The following is a 19,534-nucleotide window of genomic DNA, read 5'->3' as shown; positions in this document are numbered from 1 at the left end:
TATGAACCCCTTTTCGTGGAGCCGCAGGCTGGCCGCCGTGGCCTCGCTGGGCGATGAGAGCCGTCGGCGCCTCTTCCGCTTTGTCGCCGCCGCGGAGGATTCCGTCAGCCGCGACGATGCGGCCGGGTCGCTGGGGATGGCCCGCAGCACGGCGTCCTTCCATCTGGACCGCCTGGTCCACGACGGCCTGCTGGCGGTGGAGTTCCGGAAAATCGGCGGCAAGGAGGGCCCGGGCTCGGGCCGTCCGGCCAAGCTCTACCGTGCCGCCGTGCAGGAGGTCTCGGCGTCGATTCCGGAGCGCAGCTACGACCTGGCCGCCGAACTGCTGGTGACCGCCATTGAACAATCCGCGGCCGACGGCGGATCCGCTCGGGACGCGCTGCTGCAGGCCGCCCGCACGCGCGGGGTGGCGGCGGGGGAGTCCTCCGGCGGGGGTGACTTTGGTGCGCTGCTCGCCGAGGAGGGGTACCTGCCCGCGGACGACGGCGCCGGCGGGCTGGTGCTGCTCAACTGTCCCTTCCACCGGGTGGCCCAGGGCCATACGGCCGTGGTCTGCGCCATGAACGGCGCCTTCCTGGCCGGCGCCGCTGCGGGCTGCGGTGTGGACCCGGACCGGGTGGAGGCGCTCGACATCGAGGAGCTCAGGGCGCGGGATGCCGCCACGCCGGCCCAGTGCTGCGCCCGGATCAGGCCGGCTTGAGCCTGGCCTGCCCCTTGAGGCCGGTCAGCAGGACGCCGGCGACCACCATGGCGCCGCCGACGACTTGGACGAGTGTCAGCGGCGTCCCCAGCGCGACCGTAATGAGCGCCGTGAACACCACCATCAGGTTCAGGTAGTTCCCCGCGGTCCCAGGCGGGGTGGTCTTCAGCGCCAGGTTCCAGAACAGGTAGGCCCCCAGCGAGGGGAAGACGGCAATATAGGCCAGCGACCAGCCTTCGGCCGGGGTCTCCGGGAACCGTACGTGCAGCGCGAGGGCGAAGGGCGCCAGCGTCACGGTGGCGATGGCGACCTGCACCGCAGTGGCGGCGATGGCGGGGATGTCCAGCCTGCGGGCGATGATCGTGTAGCTGCCCCAGACCACAATGGCGCCGATCATCATCAGTTCGCCGGTGTTGACCGAGAGGCTGAACACGCGCTGCAGTTCGCCGCGGGTCAGCACCAGCAGCACCCCCAGCAGCCCCAGCCCGATGCCAAGCCAGCCCAGGTGGGTGGTCTTTTCGCCGAGCAGGACGATCGCCATCACCACGATCAGCGCAGGATTGGCCGCCGTGATCAGCGAGGCGTTCATCGCGGAGGTGTAGCCCAGCGCACCGTAGAGCAGCAGGGTATAGCCGCTCATGCCGAGCACGCTCAGCAGCAGCAGCACCGGCCAGCGGCGCAGCACCGCCCGCCAGTCCGGCTTTTCCACGAAGTGGGCCAGGGCCAGCAGCGGCAGCGCAGCCAGCGTCCAGCGCCAGAAGGTCAGGTCCATGGGGGTCATTGAGGCGACCGCGGCCTGGCCGACGACGAAATTTCCGGACCAGAACAGGGTGGCCAGGACGAGGTACAGGGACGCCTTCACCGCTCGAATGTACACCAGCGCGGGGGTCGTCCGGCCCCGGGTTGCCGGGATCGGCCCGCCGCCCCCGGCAGCACGCGACGGTAGAATTGGGCTGTGCCCGTTTACCTAGACCACGCCGCCACCACGCCGCTCGCCGCCGAGGCTCTCGCCGCGCTGACGCGTGAGCTGTCCCGCACCGGCAACCCCTCCTCCCTCCACGGTTCCGGCCGCCGCGCCCGCCGTGCCGTCGAGGACGCCCGCGAGGCGCTGGCAGCCGCGGCCGGGGCGCATCCCTCGGAAGTCATCTTCACCTCCGGCGGCACGGAGGCCGACAACCTCGCCGTCAAGGGACTTTACTGGGCCCGCCGCGCCGAGGACCCCCGGCGGACCCGCATCCTGTGCTCCACCGTCGAACATCACGCCGTGCTGGACACCGTCGAATGGCTGGAACGGCATGAAGGCGCGGACGTGCGCTGGCTGCCGGTCGACGCCGAGGGCGTGCTGGACCTGGCCGCGCTGGAGGCCGAACTGGCCGAGGACCCCGCCTCGATCGCCCTGGCTACTGTCATGTGGGCCAACAACGAGGTGGGCAGCATCCAGCCCGTCGCCGACGTTGTGCGCCTCGCACACGCCGCCGGTGTGCCCGTGCATTCCGACGCCGTGCAGGCATTCGGCTCCGTGCCGGTCGATTTCCGCGGGACAGGCCTGGACGCGATGTCTATCTCGGGGCACAAGATCGGCGGTCCGGTCGGCGTCGGCGCCCTGCTCCTGGGCCGCGCCGTCAAGCTGACCCCGGTCCAGCACGGTGGGGGACAGGAGCGCGACGTGCGCTCCGGGACCCTGGATACCGCGTCGATCGCCGCCTTCGCGGCGGCGGCGGAAGCCGTCACCGGAAAACTGGCGGGGGAGTCCGCACGGATCTCCGCGCTCCGGGACCGCCTGATCGAGGGCGTCCGCGCCGCCGTGCCGGAGGCCGTGCTGCGCGGGGCCCCCGGGGCCGGCCGGCTGCCAGGCAACGCGCATTTCACCTTCCCCGGCTGCGAGGCTGACTCCCTGCTGTTCCTGCTGGACCTTGCGGGGGTGGAGTCCTCCACCGGGTCCGCCTGCACCGCCGGCGTTCCGCGCCCCTCGCATGTGCTGCTTGCGATGGGACTGGACGAGGATACGGCCCGCGGCGCCCAGCGTTTCACCCTGGGCCACGCGTCCACGGACGCCGACGTCGACGCCCTGCTGGCCGCCCTGCCGGCGGCATATGCCCGCGCCCGCCAGGCAGGCATGGCGGGGCACGAGTCCAGCATCCAGACCGCCGGAACCGTCGCCCGCCACACTGCCACCGGCTAGCGCTCCGGCTGGCGCTCCGGCAGCAACTGCTCCAGCGGGACCTCCGGGTCCGACAGCGACTCCGGGCTCACCGGGGCCCGTGCGGTGATCAGGGCCTTAATGGCCTTCTGCGGCTTGGCTGACCGGGGCCAATTGACGTTCATGCCGGCCACCACGCGGCCCCCGCGCTGCCAGAAGGCCAGGAACTCCCGGTCATCAAGCGAGCCCCGGACCACGGGCGGGCCCTCGACGAGCGTCGGGAACCCGGAGTACTCCATGCTGACGTCGTACTGGTCCGTGTAGAAGTACGGAATGGTGTCCAGGACGGCCTCGCGGCCCAGCATCGTCCGTCCGGCGACCTTGCCGCCGTTCAATGCGTTGGACCAGTGCTCGCTGCGGTGGTGCCCGCCGGTGAACGGATGCAGGGAATTGGCGACATCCCCGGCGGCAAAGACCCCGGCGGCGGAGGTCCGCAGCGACGCGTCCGTGCGGATCCCGTTGTCCACCTCGATGCCGGCGGCAGCGGCAAGCGAGGTTTCGGGAACGACGCCGACGGCGATCACCACGAGGTCGGCTGCCAGGACTTCGCCGGCGTCGGTGCGCACACCGGTGACCCGGCCGGCGTCGCCCGTGATGGCGGCGGCCGACGCCGGCAGCCGGAACCGCACGCCGCGCGATTCATGCAGCGAGCGGAAGAAGGTTCCCAGTTCCGGGCCGATCGCTGCCGCGAGCGGTACCTGTTCAAGCCCCAGCAGGGTCACGGTGTTGCCGTAGGAGTTTGCGGCTGCGGCCAGTTCCATCCCGATCCAGCCCGAGCCGACCATCACCACGTTCCGGCCGCCGCCAGCCAGGGCGTCCCGGAGCCGGCGGCTGTCCTCCAGCGTCCGGAAGGTCATCACGCCGTCGAGGCCGCTGCCGGGCAGCGCAATGGCGCGCGGACGTGCCCCGGTGGCCAGCAGGAGCGCGGAATAGCGGAGCCGCGCGCCGTCGGCGAGGTGCACGGTGCGGGCGCCCGTGTCCAGCGCTGTGGCGGGAACGCCCAGGAGCAGCTCGACGTCGTTCTCCGCGTACCAGGCGGCCGGAACCACGGGCAGCGCCTCCTCGCCATCCTTGCCGAGAAGGTACTCCTTGGACAGCGGCGGCCGCAGGTAGGGGGCATGCGGCTCTTCGGCGAGCAGGGTCACCGGCCCCTCGTAGCCTTCGGCCCGCAGGGTCTTGGCGGCGGTGGCTCCGGCGAGCCCGCCGCCCACGATCACGATGTTGTCGACAGCCATCTCTGTTGGTCCCGTCTGCGCTGGTGCCAGGAGTTGCTACAACCAGGAGCTTCTAAAACTGTTAATTTTGACGCTAGAAGAACGGGGCGGGGGCGTCAAGGCTTTTTGAGGGAGGAATCGGCGTGGCGATAGAATAGCCAGGCGGACGTTGTGTTAGCTCCACACCTTGGGGCGACCGCCCGCGAACCCCCGTTTCCCAGAGAAAGCCAGCATGCGAGTTCTTGCAGCCATGAGCGGCGGCGTCGATTCCGCCGTCGCCGCAGCCCGCGCCGTCGAGGCCGGCCACGACGTCGTCGGGGTCCACCTCGCCCTCTCCCGCATGCCCGGAACGCTGCGCACCGGCAGCCGCGGCTGCTGCACTATCGAGGACTCCCGCGACGCCTGGCGGGCGTGCGACGTGCTGGGCATCCCGTACTACGTGTGGGACTTCTCCGAGCGTTTCAAGGAAGACGTCGTCCAGGACTTCATCGACGAATACGCCGCCGGCCGCACCCCCAACCCCTGCATGCGCTGCAACGAGCGGATCAAGTTCGCCGCCCTGCTGGAGAAGGCGATTGCCCTGGGTTTCGACGCTGTCTGTACCGGCCACTACGCCAAGGTGATCACCGACGCCGAGGGCAACCCGGAACTGCACCGCGCCGCTGACTGGGCGAAGGACCAGAGCTACGTGCTGGGCGTCCTCACGCACGAACAGCTCCGGCACTCGATGTTCCCGCTCGCCGACACCCCGTCCAAGGCCGAGGTCCGCGCCGAGGCCGAGCGCCGCGGGCTCTCGGTCGCGAACAAGCCCGACAGCCACGACATCTGCTTCATCCCCGACGGTGACACCGCCGGTTGGCTGGCCGAGAAGATCGAGATGACCACCGGCGACATCGTGGACGAGTCCGGCGCCAAGGTCGGCGAGCACCCCGGCGCCAACGCCTTTACCGTAGGCCAGCGCCGCGGCCTGAAGCTGGGCACCCCGGCCGCCGACGGCAAGCCGCGCTTTGTGCTGGAGATCCGGCCCAAGGAAAACAAGGTGGTGGTGGGCCCGGAGGCCCTCCTGGCCATCGACGAGATCCGGGGCATCAAGGTCTCCTGGGCCGGCCTGCCGATCGCCGAGATCGCCACCGGCGCGGAGTTCGACTGCCACGCCCAGGTCCGGGCCCACGGGGACCCCGTCCCGGCAACGGCCCGGATGGAGCCCGCGGAGGGATCCGGCAACCTCGTGGTTACCCTCGCAGAGCCGCTGCGCGGCGTGGCCCCCGGCCAGACCGTGGTGCTCTACCAAGGCAGTCGGGTCCTCGGCCAGGCCACGATCGACGCCGCGCGGTCGCGGCAGCGCGCCGCCCTCTAGCCGCGGTCACACGGCCGCCGGGGGCCGAGGGCATGTCCTTTTGCCAACCCCGAAATAGGGCATGTCCTTTTGCCAACCCCGAAATAGGGCATGTCCATTCTTCGGCCCTGACGCGGGGCATGCCCTCCGTCCGCAAGCCGGCGCGGGGCACATGCCCATTCTTCGCGGCCACGAGCGGGCATATAGGCATTATGTCCATTGCCCGGCCCGCACTGAGGGCATGTCCATTGGCCAAACCCCGGAGGCAGGGCATGTCCATTCTTCGGCCCTGACGCGGGGCATGCCCTGGTGCCCGGAAGCCGGCGCGGGGCACATGCCCATTCTTCGCGGCCACGAGCGGGCATATAGGCATTATGTCCATTGCCCGGCCCGCACGGAGGGCATGTCCGGCGCTGCCAACGTCCGCCGGCGGCCCCGCGGCGGGGTGCCGAAGATCCGGGCCAAATCCTGCAGAAAACGATGAGTTCCTTCGGATCGTGTAAATTTTGTGTCTCAACTCACAAGATTTGACGATTCACCCCACGGTCTTCTGGTTGAATCTAGGAATCAGGACAGTGTGCTGCCCTCGAGTCAAGCTACTTCGGGCAGCGGACTAGTACTCATCGAACAGAAAGTTCACAGATGGCAATGAACAAAAAGGCCCTGCAGAGCGCCATCGCGCTCGCCGGGGTTTCCGCCTTTGCATTGACGGCCTGCACCGGCCCTTCCGGCGGCGGAACGTCCTCCGGCAGCGCCGCAGGCGGAGGCACCATTACGTACGGCACCACTGACAAGGTGGTCACCCTCGATCCGGCCGGCTCCTACGACGCCGGCTCCTTTATGGTGATGAACCAGATTTACCCGTTCCTGATGAACTCGAAGCCCGGAACGGCCGACTCCAGCCCGGACATCGCCGAGTCCGCCTCCTTCACGAGCCCGACCGAGTACACCGTCAAGCTCAAGTCCGGCCTGAAGTTCGCCAACGGCCACGCCCTCACGTCCTCCGACGTGAAGTTCTCGATTGACCGCGTCGTCAAGATCAACGACGACAACGGCCCGGCCTCCCTGCTCGGCAACCTCGCCTCGGTGACAGCCAAAGACGACTCCACCGTGGTGTTCAAGCTCAAGGAAGGCAACGACCAGGTCTTCCCGGGCGTCCTCGCAGCCAACGCCGGCCCGATCGTCGATGAGGAAGTCTTCCCGGCCGACAAGCTGATGAGTGACGACGAGATCGTCAAGGCCAAGCCCTTCGCCGGCCAGTACACGATCGAGAGCTACAAGAAGAACGAGCTCATCAGCCTCAAGGCCAACCCGGACTACAAGGGCATGCTCGGCAAGCCGGCGAACGACAGTGCCACGATCAAGTACTACGCGGACTCCAACAACCTCAAGCTCGATGTCCAGCAGGGCAACATCGACGTCGCCGGCCGCAGCCTGACCGCGACCGACGCCGCTGACCTGGAGAAGGATTCCAAGGTCAAGGTCCACAAGGGCCCCGGTGGCGAACTGCGCTACATCGTCTTCAACTTCGACACCATGCCGTTCGGTGCGAAGACCCCCGACGCCAGCCCGGCCAAGGCCCTCGCCGTGCGCCAGGCGATGGCCGACGTCGTCGACCGCGACGCGATCGCTACCCAGGTCTACAAGGGCACCTACCTGCCGGCGTACTCCGTGGTCCCCGACGGCTTCGTCGGCGCCATCAAGCCGCTCAAGGACATGTACGGCGACGGCAACGGCAAGCCCAGCCTCGACAAGGCCAAGAAGGCTTTCAGCGACGCCGGCGTTACCGCCCCGGTCACCCTGAAGCTGCAGTACAACCCGGACCACTACGGCAAGTCCTCCGGCGACGAATACGCCATGATCAAGGAACAGCTGGAAAAGTCGGGCCTGTTCAAGGTCGACCTGCAGTCCACCGAGTGGGTCACCTACTCCAAGGACCGCACCAAGGATGTCTACCCGGTTTACCAGCTCGGCTGGTTCCCGGACTACTCCGACGCCGACAACTACCTGACCCCGTTCTTCATCCCGGGCAACTTCCTCAAGAACCACTACGAGAACGCCTCCGTGACGGATCTGATCAAGAAGCAGCTCACCACCGTTGACAAGAGCGAGCGCGAAAAGGTACTCGGTGACGCCCAGACGGCCGTCGCCAAGGACCTCTCCACGCTGCCGCTGTTGCAGGGCGCCCAGCTCATGGTCGCCGGCAAGGACGTCCAGGGTGTCGACAAGACCCTCGACGCGTCCTTCAAGACCCGTCTTGGTGTGATGTCCAAGTAGGTCCATTCCCCATCCGGTCCTGACCAGCCAAGGAGGCGGGGCGCCTGCGCGGCGTCCCGCCTCTCTTGCTGAGAGCAGGACAACCGATTCCGGAAGCCCACGAAGCCGACGGAAACACAAATTTAGGTACCAATGACAACACTTATTGAGGCGCCGCCCAGCGACGCCGACGGCCTATTGCCGACAAAGAAAAAGGCGTCCGGTGGGGGACTGGGCCAATACATCCTGATCAGGTTCCTGCTGATCTTCCCGACCATCTTCATCCTGGTCACACTCGTGTTCTTCCTGATGCGGATCACCGGCGATCCGATCACGGCCGCCCTCGGCGGCCGGCTCCCGCCGGAGCAACTGGCCGAACGCATCCACTCGGCCGGCTACGACCGGCCCATCTTCGTGCAGTACTTCGAATACCTCGGCCAGCTCATCACCGGCAATTTCGGCACCACACTCTCGGACAACCGGCAGGTCTCCGAGATGCTGACCACGTACGGGTCGGCAACACTCGAGCTGTCCATCAACGCGCTGCTCGTGGCCCTGGTCGTGGGCATTCCGCTCGGCATGATCGCCGCGCACCGCCGCGACAAGGCGCCCGACGCCGTCCTGCGGATCTTTGCCATTCTCTGCTACGCCACGCCGGTCTTCTTCGCCGGCATGCTGCTCAAGCTGACCTTCTCGGTCTGGCTGGGCTGGCTTCCGGTGGCCGGGCGGGCCAAGACCTCCACGGAACTGGCACTGACCGCGCTGCAGGCACCCACCGGCATCTACTGGCTCGACGCGGTGCGCAGCGGCAACATGGCCGCGCTCGGCGACGTCACCGCGCACGCGGTGCTGCCCGCCATCGCCCTGGGCCTGCTGACCGCCGGCATCTTCCTGCGCCTGGTCCGCACCAACGTGATCGGCACCCTCGGCAAGGACTACGTGGAAGCCGGACGCTCACGCGGCGTCAGCGAATTCCGCCTCGTCACCAAGCACGCCTACAAGCCGGCGCTGATCCCCATCATCACCGTGATGGGCCTGCAGATCGCGGTCATGCTCGGCGGCGCCGTGCTGACCGAGACCACCTTTGAATGGAAAGGCCTCGGCTTCCAGCTCGCCACCTACCTGACGGCCCGCGACTTCGTGGCCGTGCAGGGCATTGTGGTGCTGCTCGCCGTGATTGTGGCCGTGACCAACTTCATCGTGGATATCGTCGCCGCGCTGATCGACCCCCGCGTGAGGTACTGACATGAGCATCGAACCAACCATCGCCGCAGAAAACCGCAGGGAACCTTGGTTCCGGCGGCTGCCCGTCGTTTCCCACTTCAACAAGAGCGTCGGCCTCCAGCGGGGCATGCTCGTCGCCGGCCTCGTCCTGACCGCACTGTTCCTGCTGACGGCGATCTTCGCGCCGTTGATCGCCCCGTACGGCTTCTCGCAGATCTCCGACGCCGAGGGCAGCTTCCCCGCGCAGCAGGCCCCCGGCGGCCGGCACCTGCTCGGCACCACCGTCGGCGGCTACGACGTGTTCTCCCGGGTTGTCTGGGGCGCGCAGACCGCCGTTATGGTGATCGTCGTGGCCGTGATCATGTCGATCTTCATCGGCGTGATCCTTGGCCTGGTCAGCGGCTACATCGGCGGCTGGCTGGACCGGATCCTCGTGGTGATCGCCGACGCCGTCTACGCCTTCCCGTCCCTGCTGGTGGCTATCGTCATGGCCATCGTTATCAGCGGCGGGCGTTCCAGCCTGTGGGGCGGCATCCTGGCCGCGGCGATCTCCATCACCGTGGTCTTCATCCCGCAGTACTTCCGCGTCATCCGCGCGGAGACCATCCGGCTCAAGGCCGAACCCTTTGTTGAATCCGCAAAGGTGGTGGGCGCGTCCAACATCCGGATCATGACCCGCCACATCTACAAGAACGCCACCCGAACGCTGCCGCTGATCTTCACGTTGAACGCCTCCGAAGCCATCCTCACCCTCGCGGGCCTGGGCTTCCTCGGCTTCGGCATCGAACCGACGTCGGCCGCGGAATGGGGCTTCGACCTCAACAAGGCGCTGGCGGACACCACCTCCGGCATCTGGTGGACGGGCGTCTTCCCGGGCCTGGCCATTGTCCTCACCGTGGTGGGGCTGACCCTGGTCGGCGAGAGCATCAACGACCTCAACGACCCGCGCCTGCGCGGACGCAAGAAGGCTTCTTCCGGCAAACCCGGACCCGGCCCCGCCGCCGCCCAGACAGCAAACTCAGCAGAAGTGAGCAGTTCATGAGCACCAATATCGGCTCCGTTTCAGACCAGCACACCCGAGGCTCCGGGCCCGTGCTGGACATCGACCACCTCAAAGTCACCTTCGCCACGGACGCCGGGGACGTCTATGCCGTGAAGGATGTCAGCCTCGAGGTCAACCCGGGCGAGGTCGTCGCCATCGTGGGCGAATCCGGCTCCGGCAAGACCGTCACCGCCAAAACCATTCTGGGGCTGCTGCCGGAGACGGCCATCAGCTCGGGGGCCGTGCTGATCAACGGCAACAACGTGATCAGCGTCAGCGCGGCCAAGCTGCGCGAAATCCGGGGCCGCGACGTGGCCATGGTGTTCCAGGAGCCCTCGACCGCGCTCAACCCGGTCTTCACCGTCGGTTGGCAGATTGCCGAGGGCATCCGTGCCCACGCCGGCCACGGCCGGGTCAGCGCCAAGGACGCCAAGGCACGCGCCATCGAGGCCCTGCGCAAGGTCGGTATCCCGGATCCGGAAACCCGGGTGAACTACTACCCGCACCAGTTCTCCGGCGGCCAGAAGCAGCGCGTCGTCATTGCTGCCGCGCTTGCGCTCAACCCGGGCCTGATCGTCGCCGACGAACCGACGACCGCGCTGGACGTCACCGTGCAGGCGGAGATCCTTCAGCTCCTGCGCGAGCTCAGGGACCAGTACGGCACCTCGATCGTGCTCATCACGCACAACATGGGCGTCGTAGCCGACCTTGCCGACCGCGTCGTCGTGATGTACCAGGGCGACGTCGTCGAGGAGGCCAGTGCGCGGGTGCTCTTCGCGGAACCGAAGCAGGACTACACGAAGAAGCTCCTGGCGGCCGTCCCGCACCTGGGCCGGAACTCTGCCTCGGCGGGCATGACCGAACGCGCCCACCAGGGCGGCAAGGTCCTGGTCGAGGCGAAGAACCTGACCATCGAGTACCCCGGCCGGCTGGGCAGCCCGGCGTTCAAGGCCGTGGACGGTGTGAACTTCACGCTCTCCGAGGGGGAGGTCTTCGGCCTCGTCGGTGAGTCCGGTTCCGGCAAGACGACCATCGGCCGCGCCATCGCGGGCCTGAACAAGACCACGGGCGGCAGCCTGAAGGTGCTCGACTACGAGATGCTCAATCTCAAGGAGCGCACCTTCAAGCCGCTGCGCAAGCAGATCGGTTTCGTTTTCCAGGACCCGGCGGCCTCGTTCAACCCGCAGCTCACCATCGGTGACTGCATCGCCGAGCCGCTGATCATCCACAGCAAGCCGACGCCGGCGCAGGCACGCCAGCGGACCCGCGAGTTGCTCGAATCGGTGCAGCTGCCGGCGTCGTATGCCGACCGCTACCCGCACGAGCTCTCCGGCGGCCAGCGCCAGCGCGCGTCGCTGGCGCGGGCATTGATCCTGAACCCGAAGCTGCTGATCGCCGACGAGCCGACGTCGGCGCTGGATGTTTCGGTGCAGGCGAAGGTGCTGGAGCTGTTCAAGGAGATCCAGGCCGAATTCGGTTTCGCCTGCCTCTTCATCAGCCACGACCTCGCCGTGGTGGACATCCTCTCGCACTGGGTGGGTGTCCTCTACAAGGGCAAGATGGTGGAGCAGGGGCTCGGAAACCAGGTCATGGGCCACCCGCAGCATGAGTACACGAAGAAGCTCATCGCATCGCTGCCGGTACCCGACCCGGATGAGCAGGCCCGGCGCCGCGAGGAGTTCCGCGCGGTGCTCGGCGCCTGAGAGCCGGACCGCTCCGGCAGCACCAAGGGGCATGCCCGCCGTTCACTTCGAACGGCGGGCATGCCCCTTTTTCGGGCCGGGCGCACCCGTGCTTAACACCCGAGGGATTTCGGCCCGGCACCCTAGACTGGGTCAATGACCGAGCAGAACCAGAACAATCCCGACGCCGATGCCTATGACCCCGCCGCCAGTTCCCTGGCCGGGCACGTGGATCCCGCGGTGATGGCGGAGCTGCTCTCGATCCGGTCCAGCATCGACAACATCGACGCCACGCTGGTGTTCCTCCTGGCCGAGCGGTTCAAGGCCACGCAGAAGGTCGGCTTCCTCAAGGCCGCGCACAAGCTTCCGGCCGGGGACCCGGGCCGCGAGACCGCCCAGATCGCCCGCCTGCGGCGGCTCGCCGCGGAGGCGCACCTGGACCCGGCGTTCGCCGAGAAATTCCTGAACTTCATCATCGGCGAGGTGATCCGCCACCACGAGGCCATCGCCGAAGACCACCAGGCCGCCGCACACCAGGCCGCCGGCCGGGCCCCGGCGGCCCCGGATTCCGCCATCTCCGCCGAGGCGTAGCCGTGCCCGCACCCGAGCCCTCGCTGTCTGCTGCCGCCGCACAGGTCACGGCCACCGCGCTCGGCGCCTGGCCGGGGGAGGACCCCGTCGAGGCCGCCCGCATCATCCGCGGCGAACTGGGCAGCCCGCACCTGCCCTTCCTCGCCGAGCTCCCGGACCGTGGCGTCGGCTCGGACGCGCTGGGCCGCACCGCGTCGCTGCTGGAGGGCCTCGCCGTCGACGTCCAGCCCTACGGCTGGAGGATCGTGGACCGCCCCGGCCAGGACCTCAGGCGCGCCCGCTCGGCGCTGTCCACCGACATCAACGTCCTGGCCGACGTCGTCGGGGCGGAAGAGATCCCCGCGTCCGAGCTGAAGATCCAGCTGCGCGGCCCGCTCAGCCTCGCCGCCGGACTGCACCTGCACAACGGCGAGCGTGCCCTGATCGACCACGGTGCGCGGCGGGACCTCGCGGCCTCGCTCGCGGCCGGCGTGGACGCCCACCTGCGCCGGGTGGCCGCCGCCGTGCCGGGCGCCAGCCTGGTGGTGCAACTCGACGAACCGGACATCGCCGCCGTCATGGCGGGCACCATCCCGACGTCCAGCGGCTACCGCACCCTGCGCGCCGTGCCGGGTTCGGAGGTGACCGAGTCCTGGCGGATTGTCATCGACGCCCTGCGGGCCGCCGGGGCGGCCGAAATCGTGGTGTCCGTTCCCGAAGTCGAAGCGCCCTTCGACCGGATCCTGGCCGCCGGCGCGGACGGGATCGCCGTACCGTTGCGGGCACTGACCTCCCGCCAATGGGAGCAACTCGCCGGCGCCGTGGAGTCCGGGAAACGCCTGTGGGCCGGCGTGCTGCCGGTTGAGGACCCCGCGGCCGCGCTGCCCCGTGTGCCGCAGGCGGTCGAAACGCTGTGGCGCCCGTGGCGCCAGCTCGGGCTCCCGGCCAGCGCGTTGGGCCCGGCGCGGGTCACACCGGCCGGTGGCCTCGCCGGCCACACACCCTCGTCCGCGACGGCGGTGCTGACCCGGCTGACGCAGCTGGCCGACGGTCTGAACCAGCTCGCCCTCGGCTAGGGATTAGACGCGGCTTTCCCAGCGGCCGGGCCTGGCGCGCCCCGGCAGGTAGCCGGGCGCCAGCGCACCGGCCGGGTACGGCTCAAGCCCGTAGTCGAATCGGCCGGCGTACACCAGCACCAGGCCGATCTGCGGCTGGATCACCTTGACCTGGATCCGGTGCCGGCCCTCGTCCGGTTCCCACCACTGTTCGGCGTAGGCCTTGGCGTCCAGGGCCGCCGGCAGCGGGATCCGAAGCGGGCCCAGGAACAGCCGTGAGGCCTCCGAGACGCCGCGCAGCCGCCCTTCCGCGGTGACGCTGAGGTTGAGGTCGGTCACCAGCCTGCGGTAGCGGCCCACGTAATCCACCAGCCGCGGGGTGCCGGCGGAGGAATCCAGGCTGGTGGTGTCGTGGAAGAGCCTGGTGGTCTGCGGAAAGAAGATCTCCCGCCGGGCGGTCAGGCTGGAACGGCCGAACGGGTCCAGGTGCGCGTGGTTCTCAATCCGGAACCTGATGCCCTCGCCATACTCCGGGAAAAACGCCTCCTCACCGGTCGCCAGGCCCAGCAGCGGCCGCAGCCAGCGCTGCCGGCAGCCGACGACGTCGAAGACGCCCTCGCCGACCCCGTAGTGGCCGGAGCCCGGCACCAGCGAGAAGTAGTCCTGCAGTTCGGGCTGCAGCCTGGAAAAGTCGGATCCCAGGCCGAGCCGGTAGATGGGGTCATAGACGGTCACGCCATCCTCCTTCGGTTCACAGCCGTCCTGCGGCCTTCAAACGAATGTACGCGTCCGCGAGCGCCGGCGGCAGCTGCGACGGTTCGGCGTCCACCACTTCGACCCCCGCGTGGCGCAGCTGCGCGCTGACTGCCTCGCGTTCGAGCAGGGCGCGTTCGGCGGCCGCGGCGCGGAACACGCCGGTGGCACTTGAGCGCTCCCGCTGCATTTCGCCGAGCATGGGGTCGCGGACGGAGGCGACCACCACCACGTGCTCCTGCGCGAGCTGCGCGGCCATCGGCAGGAGCCCCTCTTCGGGGGCGCCGCCGTCGAGGGCGGTGAGCAGCACCACGAGCGAGCGGTGCGCGGAGACAGAGCGGATCTGGGCCGGGATCTGCGGCCAGTCGAGTTCGATGAGTTCGGCGTCGAGCGGGGCCATCGCTTGGACCAGCTGTCCCAGCAGGTTTCCCTTGGCCGCAGACCCCGCCCGCGCCCGGAGCCGGCGGTCGAAGGCGAGGAAGTCGACCCGGTCGCCGCCGCGTTCAGCGAGGACGGCCAGCAGCAGCGCCGCCTCCATGCCGGTGTCCAGCCGGGGCTCGTCGGCAATGCGGGCAGCGGCCGTGCGGGAGGTGTCCAGCAGGATGACGACGCGGCGGTCCCGCTCCGGCCGCCAGGTGCGGACCACGACGGCGGACCGGCGGGCCGTGGCGCGCCAGTCGATGGAGCGGACGTCGTCGCCGCGGACGTAATCGCGGAGGGAGTCGAACTCGGTGCCGGCGCCGCGGATCTGGACCGCCGCCCTGCCGTCGAGCTCGCGCAACTGGCGCAACTTGGATGGGAGGTGCCGCCGCGACGTGAACGGCGGCAGCACCTTCAGCGCCCCGGGGCAGGGCAGCGTGCGCTGCCGTGCGGCGAGTCCCAACGGGCCGAAGGCACGGACGGTGACGTGCTCGGCCGCCAGCTCACCGCGCCGGGTGGGCCGCAGCGTGACGGTCATTTTGCGGCGTTCGCCGGCCGGGACCAGCAGGCGCTGGCACGGATTCTGCGCGCCGGCCGAGGGCTGCCACGCGTCCCGGACCAGGCCGCGCAGGGCGCGGCGGCCGGCGTTGGCGACCGTGAGGACGGACTCCACCGACCCGGAGAGCGGGACGCTGCCGGGGTCGTTGCGCTGTACCGAGACGTGCCGCAGCGGCACGGCCAGGCCCAGGTCCAGCAGCGCCGCGGCGGCCAGCAGCAGGAGCAGGACCGTTGCAGACTCCCAGCCGGGCAGGAGCGCGGCCGGGACCAGGCCCAGCAAGGCCAGCAGTACGAAGCGTCCGGAAATCGCCATGGCTCAGCGCGGGACGGGGACGGAGGCGAGGATGCTGCCCAGCACACCGTCCACCTGCACGCCGTCCATCTGTGCCTCGGGCCGCAGTGCCACCCGGTGCCGAAGGCAGGGCAGGGCGAGGGCCTTGACGTCGTCGGGGGTGACGAAGGCCCGGCCGGAGAGCCAGGCCCAGGCGCGGGAGCCGTTGAGCAGGGCTGCGGCGCCGCGCGGCGAGACGCCGAGCTGGAACGACGGCGCCGCACGGGTGGCGCGGACGACGTCGACGATGTAGGCGAGGACCTCGGGGCCGATCTCGACGGCGGCCACGGCCTGCCGTGCGCGTTCCAGTTCGGCCGGACCGGCAACGGGGCGGATGCCGGCCGCGGCCAGCTGGCGGGGGTCGAAGCCGGCGGCGTGCCGCCGGATCACCTCGATTTCGTCCTCCCGTCCGGGCAGCGGCATGGTGAGCTTGAGCAGGAAGCGGTCGAGTTGGGCCTCCGGCAGCGCATAGGTCCCCTCGTACTCGACCGGGTTCTGCGTGGCCGCCACGATGAACGGTGCGGGCAGCGGGCGCGAGACGCCGTCCACCGACACCTGCCGCTCCTCCATGGCTTCCAGGAGCGAGGCCTGGGTCTTGGGCGGGGTCCGGTTGATTTCGTCCGCGAGCAGGATGTTGGTGAAGACCGGGCCTTCGCGGAAGCTGAACTCGGAGGTGTGCGAATCGTAGATTAGCGAGCCGGTGACGTCGCCGGGCATCAGGTCCGGGGTGAACTGGATCCGCTTGGTGTCCAGGCTGAGGGCGGCGGACAGGCTGCGCACCAGCAGGGTCTTGGCCACCCCGGGCACGCCCTCAATCAGCACGTGGCCGCGCGACAGGAGGGCGATCAGCATCCCGGTGACGGTGGCGTCCTGCCCGACGACGGCCTTGGCGACCTCGCGGCGGACGTCCAGTAGGGCCTGGCGCACGGGATCCTGCACGGGATGCTGCACTGGGTCACGCACTGGATCCCGGGCGCCGGCGTCGCGGCGGCCGGCAGTGTCCTCCGTCCACTCGGGCGCGGGGCGGGGCGCGGGCCAGGCTGCGGTTGGCTGGTCGTTCATCGGGTGTGTACCTCTTTCTCTAGTCTGTCCAGTTGCTGGGCCCAGCGCACCAGCTCCGCTTCGGCGCGGGGTGCGGCGTTGAGGACGCTGCCGATCTCCTCCGGAGTCCGGCCCAGGTGCCGGCCGGCGGCGTCGATGATGGCGGCCGCCCCGGCGTCGGGCCCCAGCCGGAGGATCCGGGCCAGCCGGACGAGCGTGCCGGCGCGGAGTACCTCTGTTGCCCGGTCCACGGCGCCCGCGTCGTGATAGAGGCGGGCCCGTCCCTCGGCCGTCTCAACCGCCTTGACCACCACCGGGAGCGGCTCGAACACCAGGGGGCCGAGCCTGCGGCCGCGCCAGAAGATGGCGAGCACCGCCACGAACGCCAGCCAGGGCCCGAGCACGTGGGTCCACGGGGCGGCGAGTTCAGCGAGGGTCACCGGCTGCTTCGTGGCGGGCACATCGGAGATGCCGGGCAGGTACCAGACCAGGTGTGGTTCCGCACCGAGGCTCCGCAGCACCAGCGCCGCGTTTCCTTCCTCGGCCAGGGCGCCGTTGCTCACGATTTCGGTGCTGCCCAGCACCACCGTCCGACCGTCCTCGCTGCCGGCATAGAGTCCGCCCTGGCCGCCCTGCGGGGCGTAGCAGACCACCTCTCCGTCATACAGGAAGCCGTTCTTGGCCGTGACGGCGCCCGCCGCGGCGGGGTCCGGGATGATGCAGTCCTGAGCCAGGACTTTGGTGCCGTCCTTCACCACTCCGGCCTGCAGAATTCCGCCGGTTATGCCTTGCAGCGTGTTCAGCCGCGGGGTGATCACCACCAGCCGGTCCGTAGCGCCGCCCAGGTACTGCAACTGGTCCCGGCTCAGATAGCCGTTGCGGTCGTAGAGCAGGACGGTGGTGCCCTCACCGGCGCGCCGGGCGGCGTCGAGCGCCCGGAGGGTCGCGTCGAGGGAGTCCTGCTGTTCCACGGCGACGCCGTGCCGGCCGAGGATTTCCGCGGCGGCGCGTGCCCCGTCGGGGGCGGCGTTCCGGGTGGAGAGCGGGGTGCGGTCCCCGCGGGGCTGCAGCTGGAGCACCGTCGTCAGGACCAGTGCGGCGATGAACACGACGCCGAGGACGGTCCAGGTGCGGTGTCGGCGGAGCAGCGCCGTCGTCCGGCTCATAGCGGCCTGACGAGGGCGTCCGAGCCGGCGCCCCGATAGTCCGGGGTGGTGCCGGCCAGGGCCGCGTCGAGCCGGGCCAGCGCCTCGTGCTCGCGGGGGCTGCCGTCAGCTCCGCCGTAGCGGACGGCGTCGAAGGTCAGCGCCGCCTCATCCAGTTCCCGGGCGTGGGCGGCAAACGCACGGCCCAGCCGGGCGGCGACCTCGCTTGCTGTCCGGCCCGGTTGCGGGTCCAGCACGGCGCGGTCCTCGGCCGCCCGGGCGAGGGCACGGAATTGCTCGACAATGGCAGCCGCCCAGTGCCCGCGGGCCGCCGCGGCCGCGGCCCGTTCGCGGTGCGCCTCCGGGCTCAGGGCCGCGCCGGCGTCGAAGACCTCCCGGGCGGTGGCCCGTTTGGCATTGAGCCGCGGCCGCACCACCACAATGGCGATGACAATAACGACGGCGGCGATGACCAGCAGGAGCGGCACGGCGTAGCCGCCATCGCCGGCCGGGGCGCCGTCCCCGGTGAAGGAGCGCAGCCAGCGGCCGAACTCCGCCATCGCGTCCTCCAGCCAGCTTGGCGCGGCGTCGCGGTAAGGTGCTTTCGCAAGTTCCTCCGCGGCCCAGCGGCCAGCCTCCCCGCGGTCCGGGAGCACCGGAGGCTCCGCCTGCAGTCTTACGGAGAGGGCGGCCACGGCTGGGTCCGCGCGGACGACGGCAGCGCCCATCATCCCCGGACCGGGGGAGGGCCGTAAGGCGGCCGCTGCCACAGCGACGTGTCCCCGTGGATGGCAGCCGGAGCCCGCCCCGGCACTCCGTCCGGGTCACTTCCGGTCTCCAGTTGCCGCATCAGGGACAGGTCGAGCCCGTCCTTGCGCATCCGGAGGTCCAGGTAGACCAGGGCCACTGTGGAGGTCTGGAAGGCGAAGCCCACGGCTGCGATCAGCGCTGAGACGACGGCGCTGACCACGGCGACGGCGATCGTGACAGTCTGGGTTTCCCCCTGGCCGCCCTGCGAGAAGACGGTAAACCCGATGGCGTTGCCGAGGAGCTTCACGGGAAGCAGGACGATCTGGCTGAGAACGCCGACGAGCAGACTGACCACCAGCGAGATTCCCAGCAGGCGCCACCAGTTGCCGCGGGTCAGTTGCCAGGAACGGCGCAGTCCCGCGAAGGCGCCGATTTCCTCAACCACGATCGCCGCCGGTGCGACCAGGAACCGGATGGCGACCCAGACCAGGACCACCATCAGGCTGACAAACAGGAGTACCAGCGCGCCGGCCGCCGCGCGGTCCATGGCGGCCACCAGCGACACTGTCGCCAGCACCGAGAGGGCCACGACGGCGGCAGTGCCGAGGACCAGCAGGCCGGCGAGTCCCAGCAGGGCGCCCATGCGGGAGCGGGACAACGACCACATCTGGCGGAAGCCTGTTTTCCTGTTCAACAGCGAGCGGGCCACGGGGACGGCCATGGCGCCTTGCACCACCACCGACATCACAACGGAGACGAGCATCAACAGGACGCCGACCCCGGCGATGCCGAGGCCCAGCGCCGCCGCCTCCGACGGCCGGATGCCCTCCAGCCACGGTGCCGGCGACCACCCGGCGACGGCGCCGGTCTGGGCCAGGGCGGAGACAACAGAGCCCAGCGCCTGGGCAATCACGCCGGCCCCGAGCATGGCCGCAGGATTGCGCCTGACGGTCTGGAAGGCCCCGTCCAGAATCTCGCCCAGCACCAGGGGGCGCAGCGGCACGATGCCGGGTTTCGGAGGGGCGACGTAGCGCGGCTGGCCGAAGGGTGCGTGCGGGTACAAAGGCGGGGCCGGTATCCGGGGGGCAAACTGCGGCGCCCCCCGCTGCGGCGATGCCCCCCACGCGGGCGGGCTTCCCCACGGGGACGGCTGGGTCGGTTGCGGCGGGTCTCCCCACGGGGGCTGCGCGCCCCATTGCGGGCGGCCGCCCCACTGCTGCGGCTCGGTAGGTTCCTGCTCAGACAAGCTTTTCCTCC

17 protein-coding genes are annotated in these 19,534 nt (G+C 69.8%); 9 read left to right on the top strand and 8 right to left on the bottom strand.

All coding sequences use genetic code 11. The annotated features are described in order from the left end of the window. Nucleotide 1: 1 nt before the first annotated feature. A complete protein-coding gene (locus FFF93_RS11490) occupies nucleotides 2-700 on the top strand; it encodes a metalloregulator ArsR/SmtB family transcription factor (RefSeq protein WP_138768796.1) in 699 nt (232 codons plus the stop codon). Here FFF93_RS11490 and FFF93_RS11485 read toward each other — a convergent pair. Next, complete coding sequence (locus FFF93_RS11485) at nucleotides 687-1,562, bottom strand: DMT family transporter (protein ID WP_138768797.1); 876 nt, start codon at nucleotides 1,560-1,562, stop codon at nucleotides 687-689. The two genes, FFF93_RS11490 and FFF93_RS11485, sit on opposite strands and share 14 nt — an antisense overlap. A gap of 93 nt (nucleotides 1,563-1,655) precedes the next feature. Here FFF93_RS11485 and FFF93_RS11480 point away from each other — a divergent pair, with 93 nt between their 5' ends. Continuing rightward, a complete protein-coding gene (locus FFF93_RS11480) occupies nucleotides 1,656-2,882 on the top strand; it encodes a cysteine desulfurase family protein (protein WP_138768798.1) in 1,227 nt (408 codons plus the stop codon). On the opposite strand, the gene FFF93_RS11475 is transcribed toward FFF93_RS11480, so the two are convergent. Then, complete coding sequence (locus FFF93_RS11475; RefSeq protein ID WP_138768799.1) at nucleotides 2,879-4,135, bottom strand: NAD(P)/FAD-dependent oxidoreductase; 1,257 nt, start codon at nucleotides 4,133-4,135, stop codon at nucleotides 2,879-2,881. The two genes, FFF93_RS11480 and FFF93_RS11475, sit on opposite strands and share 4 nt — an antisense overlap. A 229-nt stretch (nucleotides 4,136-4,364) precedes the next feature. On the opposite strand from FFF93_RS11475, the gene mnmA reads away from it, so the two are divergent. The 7 genes from mnmA to FFF93_RS11440 all read left to right on the top strand — a co-directional run bounded on the left by mnmA (nucleotide 4,365) and on the right by FFF93_RS11440 (nucleotide 13,300). Further along, a complete protein-coding gene (gene mnmA, locus FFF93_RS11470) occupies nucleotides 4,365-5,471 on the top strand; it encodes a tRNA 2-thiouridine(34) synthase MnmA (protein WP_261375436.1) in 1,107 nt (368 codons plus the stop codon). 621 nt (nucleotides 5,472-6,092) lie between these two features. Next, nucleotides 6,093-7,727 (top strand): ABC transporter substrate-binding protein, encoded by a 1,635-nt coding sequence (locus tag FFF93_RS11465; RefSeq protein WP_138768801.1) that lies wholly within the window; start codon nucleotides 6,093-6,095, stop codon nucleotides 7,725-7,727. 132 nt (nucleotides 7,728-7,859) lie between these two features. After that, nucleotides 7,860-8,951 carry an ABC transporter permease gene (locus tag FFF93_RS11460; RefSeq protein ID WP_138768802.1) on the top strand — a complete coding sequence of 364 codons (1,092 nt, stop codon included), beginning with the start codon at nucleotides 7,860-7,862 and terminating at the stop codon, nucleotides 8,949-8,951. 1 nt (nucleotide 8,952) lies between these two features. Beyond that, nucleotides 8,953-9,972: an ABC transporter permease gene (locus tag FFF93_RS11455; RefSeq protein ID WP_138768803.1), complete on the top strand. Its 1,020-nt coding sequence runs from the start codon at nucleotides 8,953-8,955 to the stop codon at nucleotides 9,970-9,972. Beyond that, the gene (locus FFF93_RS11450; protein ID WP_138768804.1) at nucleotides 9,969-11,675 is read left to right on the top strand and encodes an ABC transporter ATP-binding protein; all 1,707 of its coding nucleotides are present in this window, start codon (nucleotides 9,969-9,971) and stop codon (nucleotides 11,673-11,675) included. The genes FFF93_RS11455 and FFF93_RS11450 overlap by 4 nt, the downstream gene beginning before the upstream one ends. 135 nt (nucleotides 11,676-11,810) lie before the next feature. Beyond that, nucleotides 11,811-12,245, top strand: coding sequence for a chorismate mutase (locus tag FFF93_RS11445; protein WP_138768805.1), 435 nt, complete (start codon nucleotides 11,811-11,813; stop codon nucleotides 12,243-12,245). A gap of 2 nt (nucleotides 12,246-12,247) precedes the next feature. Continuing rightward, nucleotides 12,248-13,300 carry a hypothetical protein gene (locus FFF93_RS11440; RefSeq protein WP_261375089.1) on the top strand — a complete coding sequence of 351 codons (1,053 nt, stop codon included), beginning with the start codon at nucleotides 12,248-12,250 and terminating at the stop codon, nucleotides 13,298-13,300. 3 nt (nucleotides 13,301-13,303) lie between these two features. Here the strand turns inward: FFF93_RS11440 and FFF93_RS11435 are convergent, their stop codons facing one another. Genes FFF93_RS11435 through FFF93_RS11410 form a run of 6 tightly spaced genes read right to left on the bottom strand, consistent with a single transcriptional unit; the run spans nucleotide 13,304 to nucleotide 19,340 of the window. Then, nucleotides 13,304-14,014 (bottom strand): DUF4166 domain-containing protein, encoded by a 711-nt coding sequence (locus tag FFF93_RS11435; protein WP_138768806.1) that lies wholly within the window; start codon nucleotides 14,012-14,014, stop codon nucleotides 13,304-13,306. A gap of 16 nt (nucleotides 14,015-14,030) precedes the next feature. Further along, nucleotides 14,031-15,323, bottom strand: coding sequence for a DUF58 domain-containing protein (locus FFF93_RS11430; RefSeq protein WP_138768807.1), 1,293 nt, complete (start codon nucleotides 15,321-15,323; stop codon nucleotides 14,031-14,033). 3 nt (nucleotides 15,324-15,326) lie between these two features. Continuing rightward, nucleotides 15,327-16,403, bottom strand: a complete 1,077-nt coding sequence (locus FFF93_RS11425) for a MoxR family ATPase (RefSeq protein ID WP_261375088.1) — start codon at nucleotides 16,401-16,403, stop codon at nucleotides 15,327-15,329. Then, nucleotides 16,400-17,548, bottom strand: coding sequence for a DUF4350 domain-containing protein (locus tag FFF93_RS11420; protein WP_138768808.1), 1,149 nt, complete (start codon nucleotides 17,546-17,548; stop codon nucleotides 16,400-16,402). Before FFF93_RS11420 ends, FFF93_RS11425 begins: the two co-directional genes overlap by 4 nt. Beyond that, nucleotides 17,545-18,258, bottom strand: a complete 714-nt coding sequence (locus FFF93_RS11415; RefSeq protein ID WP_138768809.1) for a DUF4129 domain-containing protein — start codon at nucleotides 18,256-18,258, stop codon at nucleotides 17,545-17,547. The genes FFF93_RS11420 and FFF93_RS11415 overlap by 4 nt, the downstream gene beginning before the upstream one ends. After that, entirely contained in the window at nucleotides 18,255-19,340 is a 1,086-nt protein-coding gene (locus tag FFF93_RS11410; protein ID WP_138768810.1) for a hypothetical protein, read from the bottom strand. Before FFF93_RS11410 ends, FFF93_RS11415 begins: the two co-directional genes overlap by 4 nt. Between the last annotated feature and the right edge of the window lie 194 nt (nucleotides 19,341-19,534).

The sequence above is a fragment of the Arthrobacter sp. KBS0702 genome, assembly GCF_005937985.2.
GTDB lineage: Bacteria > Actinomycetota > Actinomycetes > Actinomycetales > Micrococcaceae > Arthrobacter.
The sequence above is the reverse complement of the archived record's forward strand: the minus strand, read 5'-3'. Positions and strand labels throughout refer to the sequence as shown.

Bases quoted from the DNA above. Each gene is read 5' to 3' on its own strand.
- FFF93_RS11490 (WP_138768796.1), top strand. From the start codon at position 2: ATGAACCCCTTTTCGTGGAGCCGCAGGCTGGCCGCCGTGGCCTCGCTG.
- FFF93_RS11475 (WP_138768799.1), bottom strand. From the start codon at position 4,135: ATGGCTGTCGACAACATCGTGATCGTGGGCGGCGGGCTCGCCGGAGCC.
- mnmA (WP_261375436.1), top strand. From the start codon at position 4,365: ATGAGCGGCGGCGTCGATTCCGCCGTCGCCGCAGCCCGCGCCGTCGAG.
- FFF93_RS11465 (WP_138768801.1), top strand. From the start codon at position 6,093: ATGGCAATGAACAAAAAGGCCCTGCAGAGCGCCATCGCGCTCGCCGGG.
- FFF93_RS11460 (WP_138768802.1), top strand. From the start codon at position 7,860: ATGACAACACTTATTGAGGCGCCGCCCAGCGACGCCGACGGCCTATTG.
- FFF93_RS11455 (WP_138768803.1), top strand. From the start codon at position 8,953: ATGAGCATCGAACCAACCATCGCCGCAGAAAACCGCAGGGAACCTTGG.
- FFF93_RS11450 (WP_138768804.1), top strand. From the start codon at position 9,969: ATGAGCACCAATATCGGCTCCGTTTCAGACCAGCACACCCGAGGCTCC.
- FFF93_RS11445 (WP_138768805.1), top strand. From the start codon at position 11,811: ATGACCGAGCAGAACCAGAACAATCCCGACGCCGATGCCTATGACCCC.
- FFF93_RS11430 (WP_138768807.1), bottom strand. From the start codon at position 15,323: ATGGCGATTTCCGGACGCTTCGTACTGCTGGCCTTGCTGGGCCTGGTC.
- FFF93_RS11425 (WP_261375088.1), bottom strand. From the start codon at position 16,403: ATGAACGACCAGCCAACCGCAGCCTGGCCCGCGCCCCGCCCCGCGCCC.
- FFF93_RS11420 (WP_138768808.1), bottom strand. From the start codon at position 17,548: ATGAGCCGGACGACGGCGCTGCTCCGCCGACACCGCACCTGGACCGTC.
- FFF93_RS11415 (WP_138768809.1), bottom strand. From the start codon at position 18,258: ATGATGGGCGCTGCCGTCGTCCGCGCGGACCCAGCCGTGGCCGCCCTC.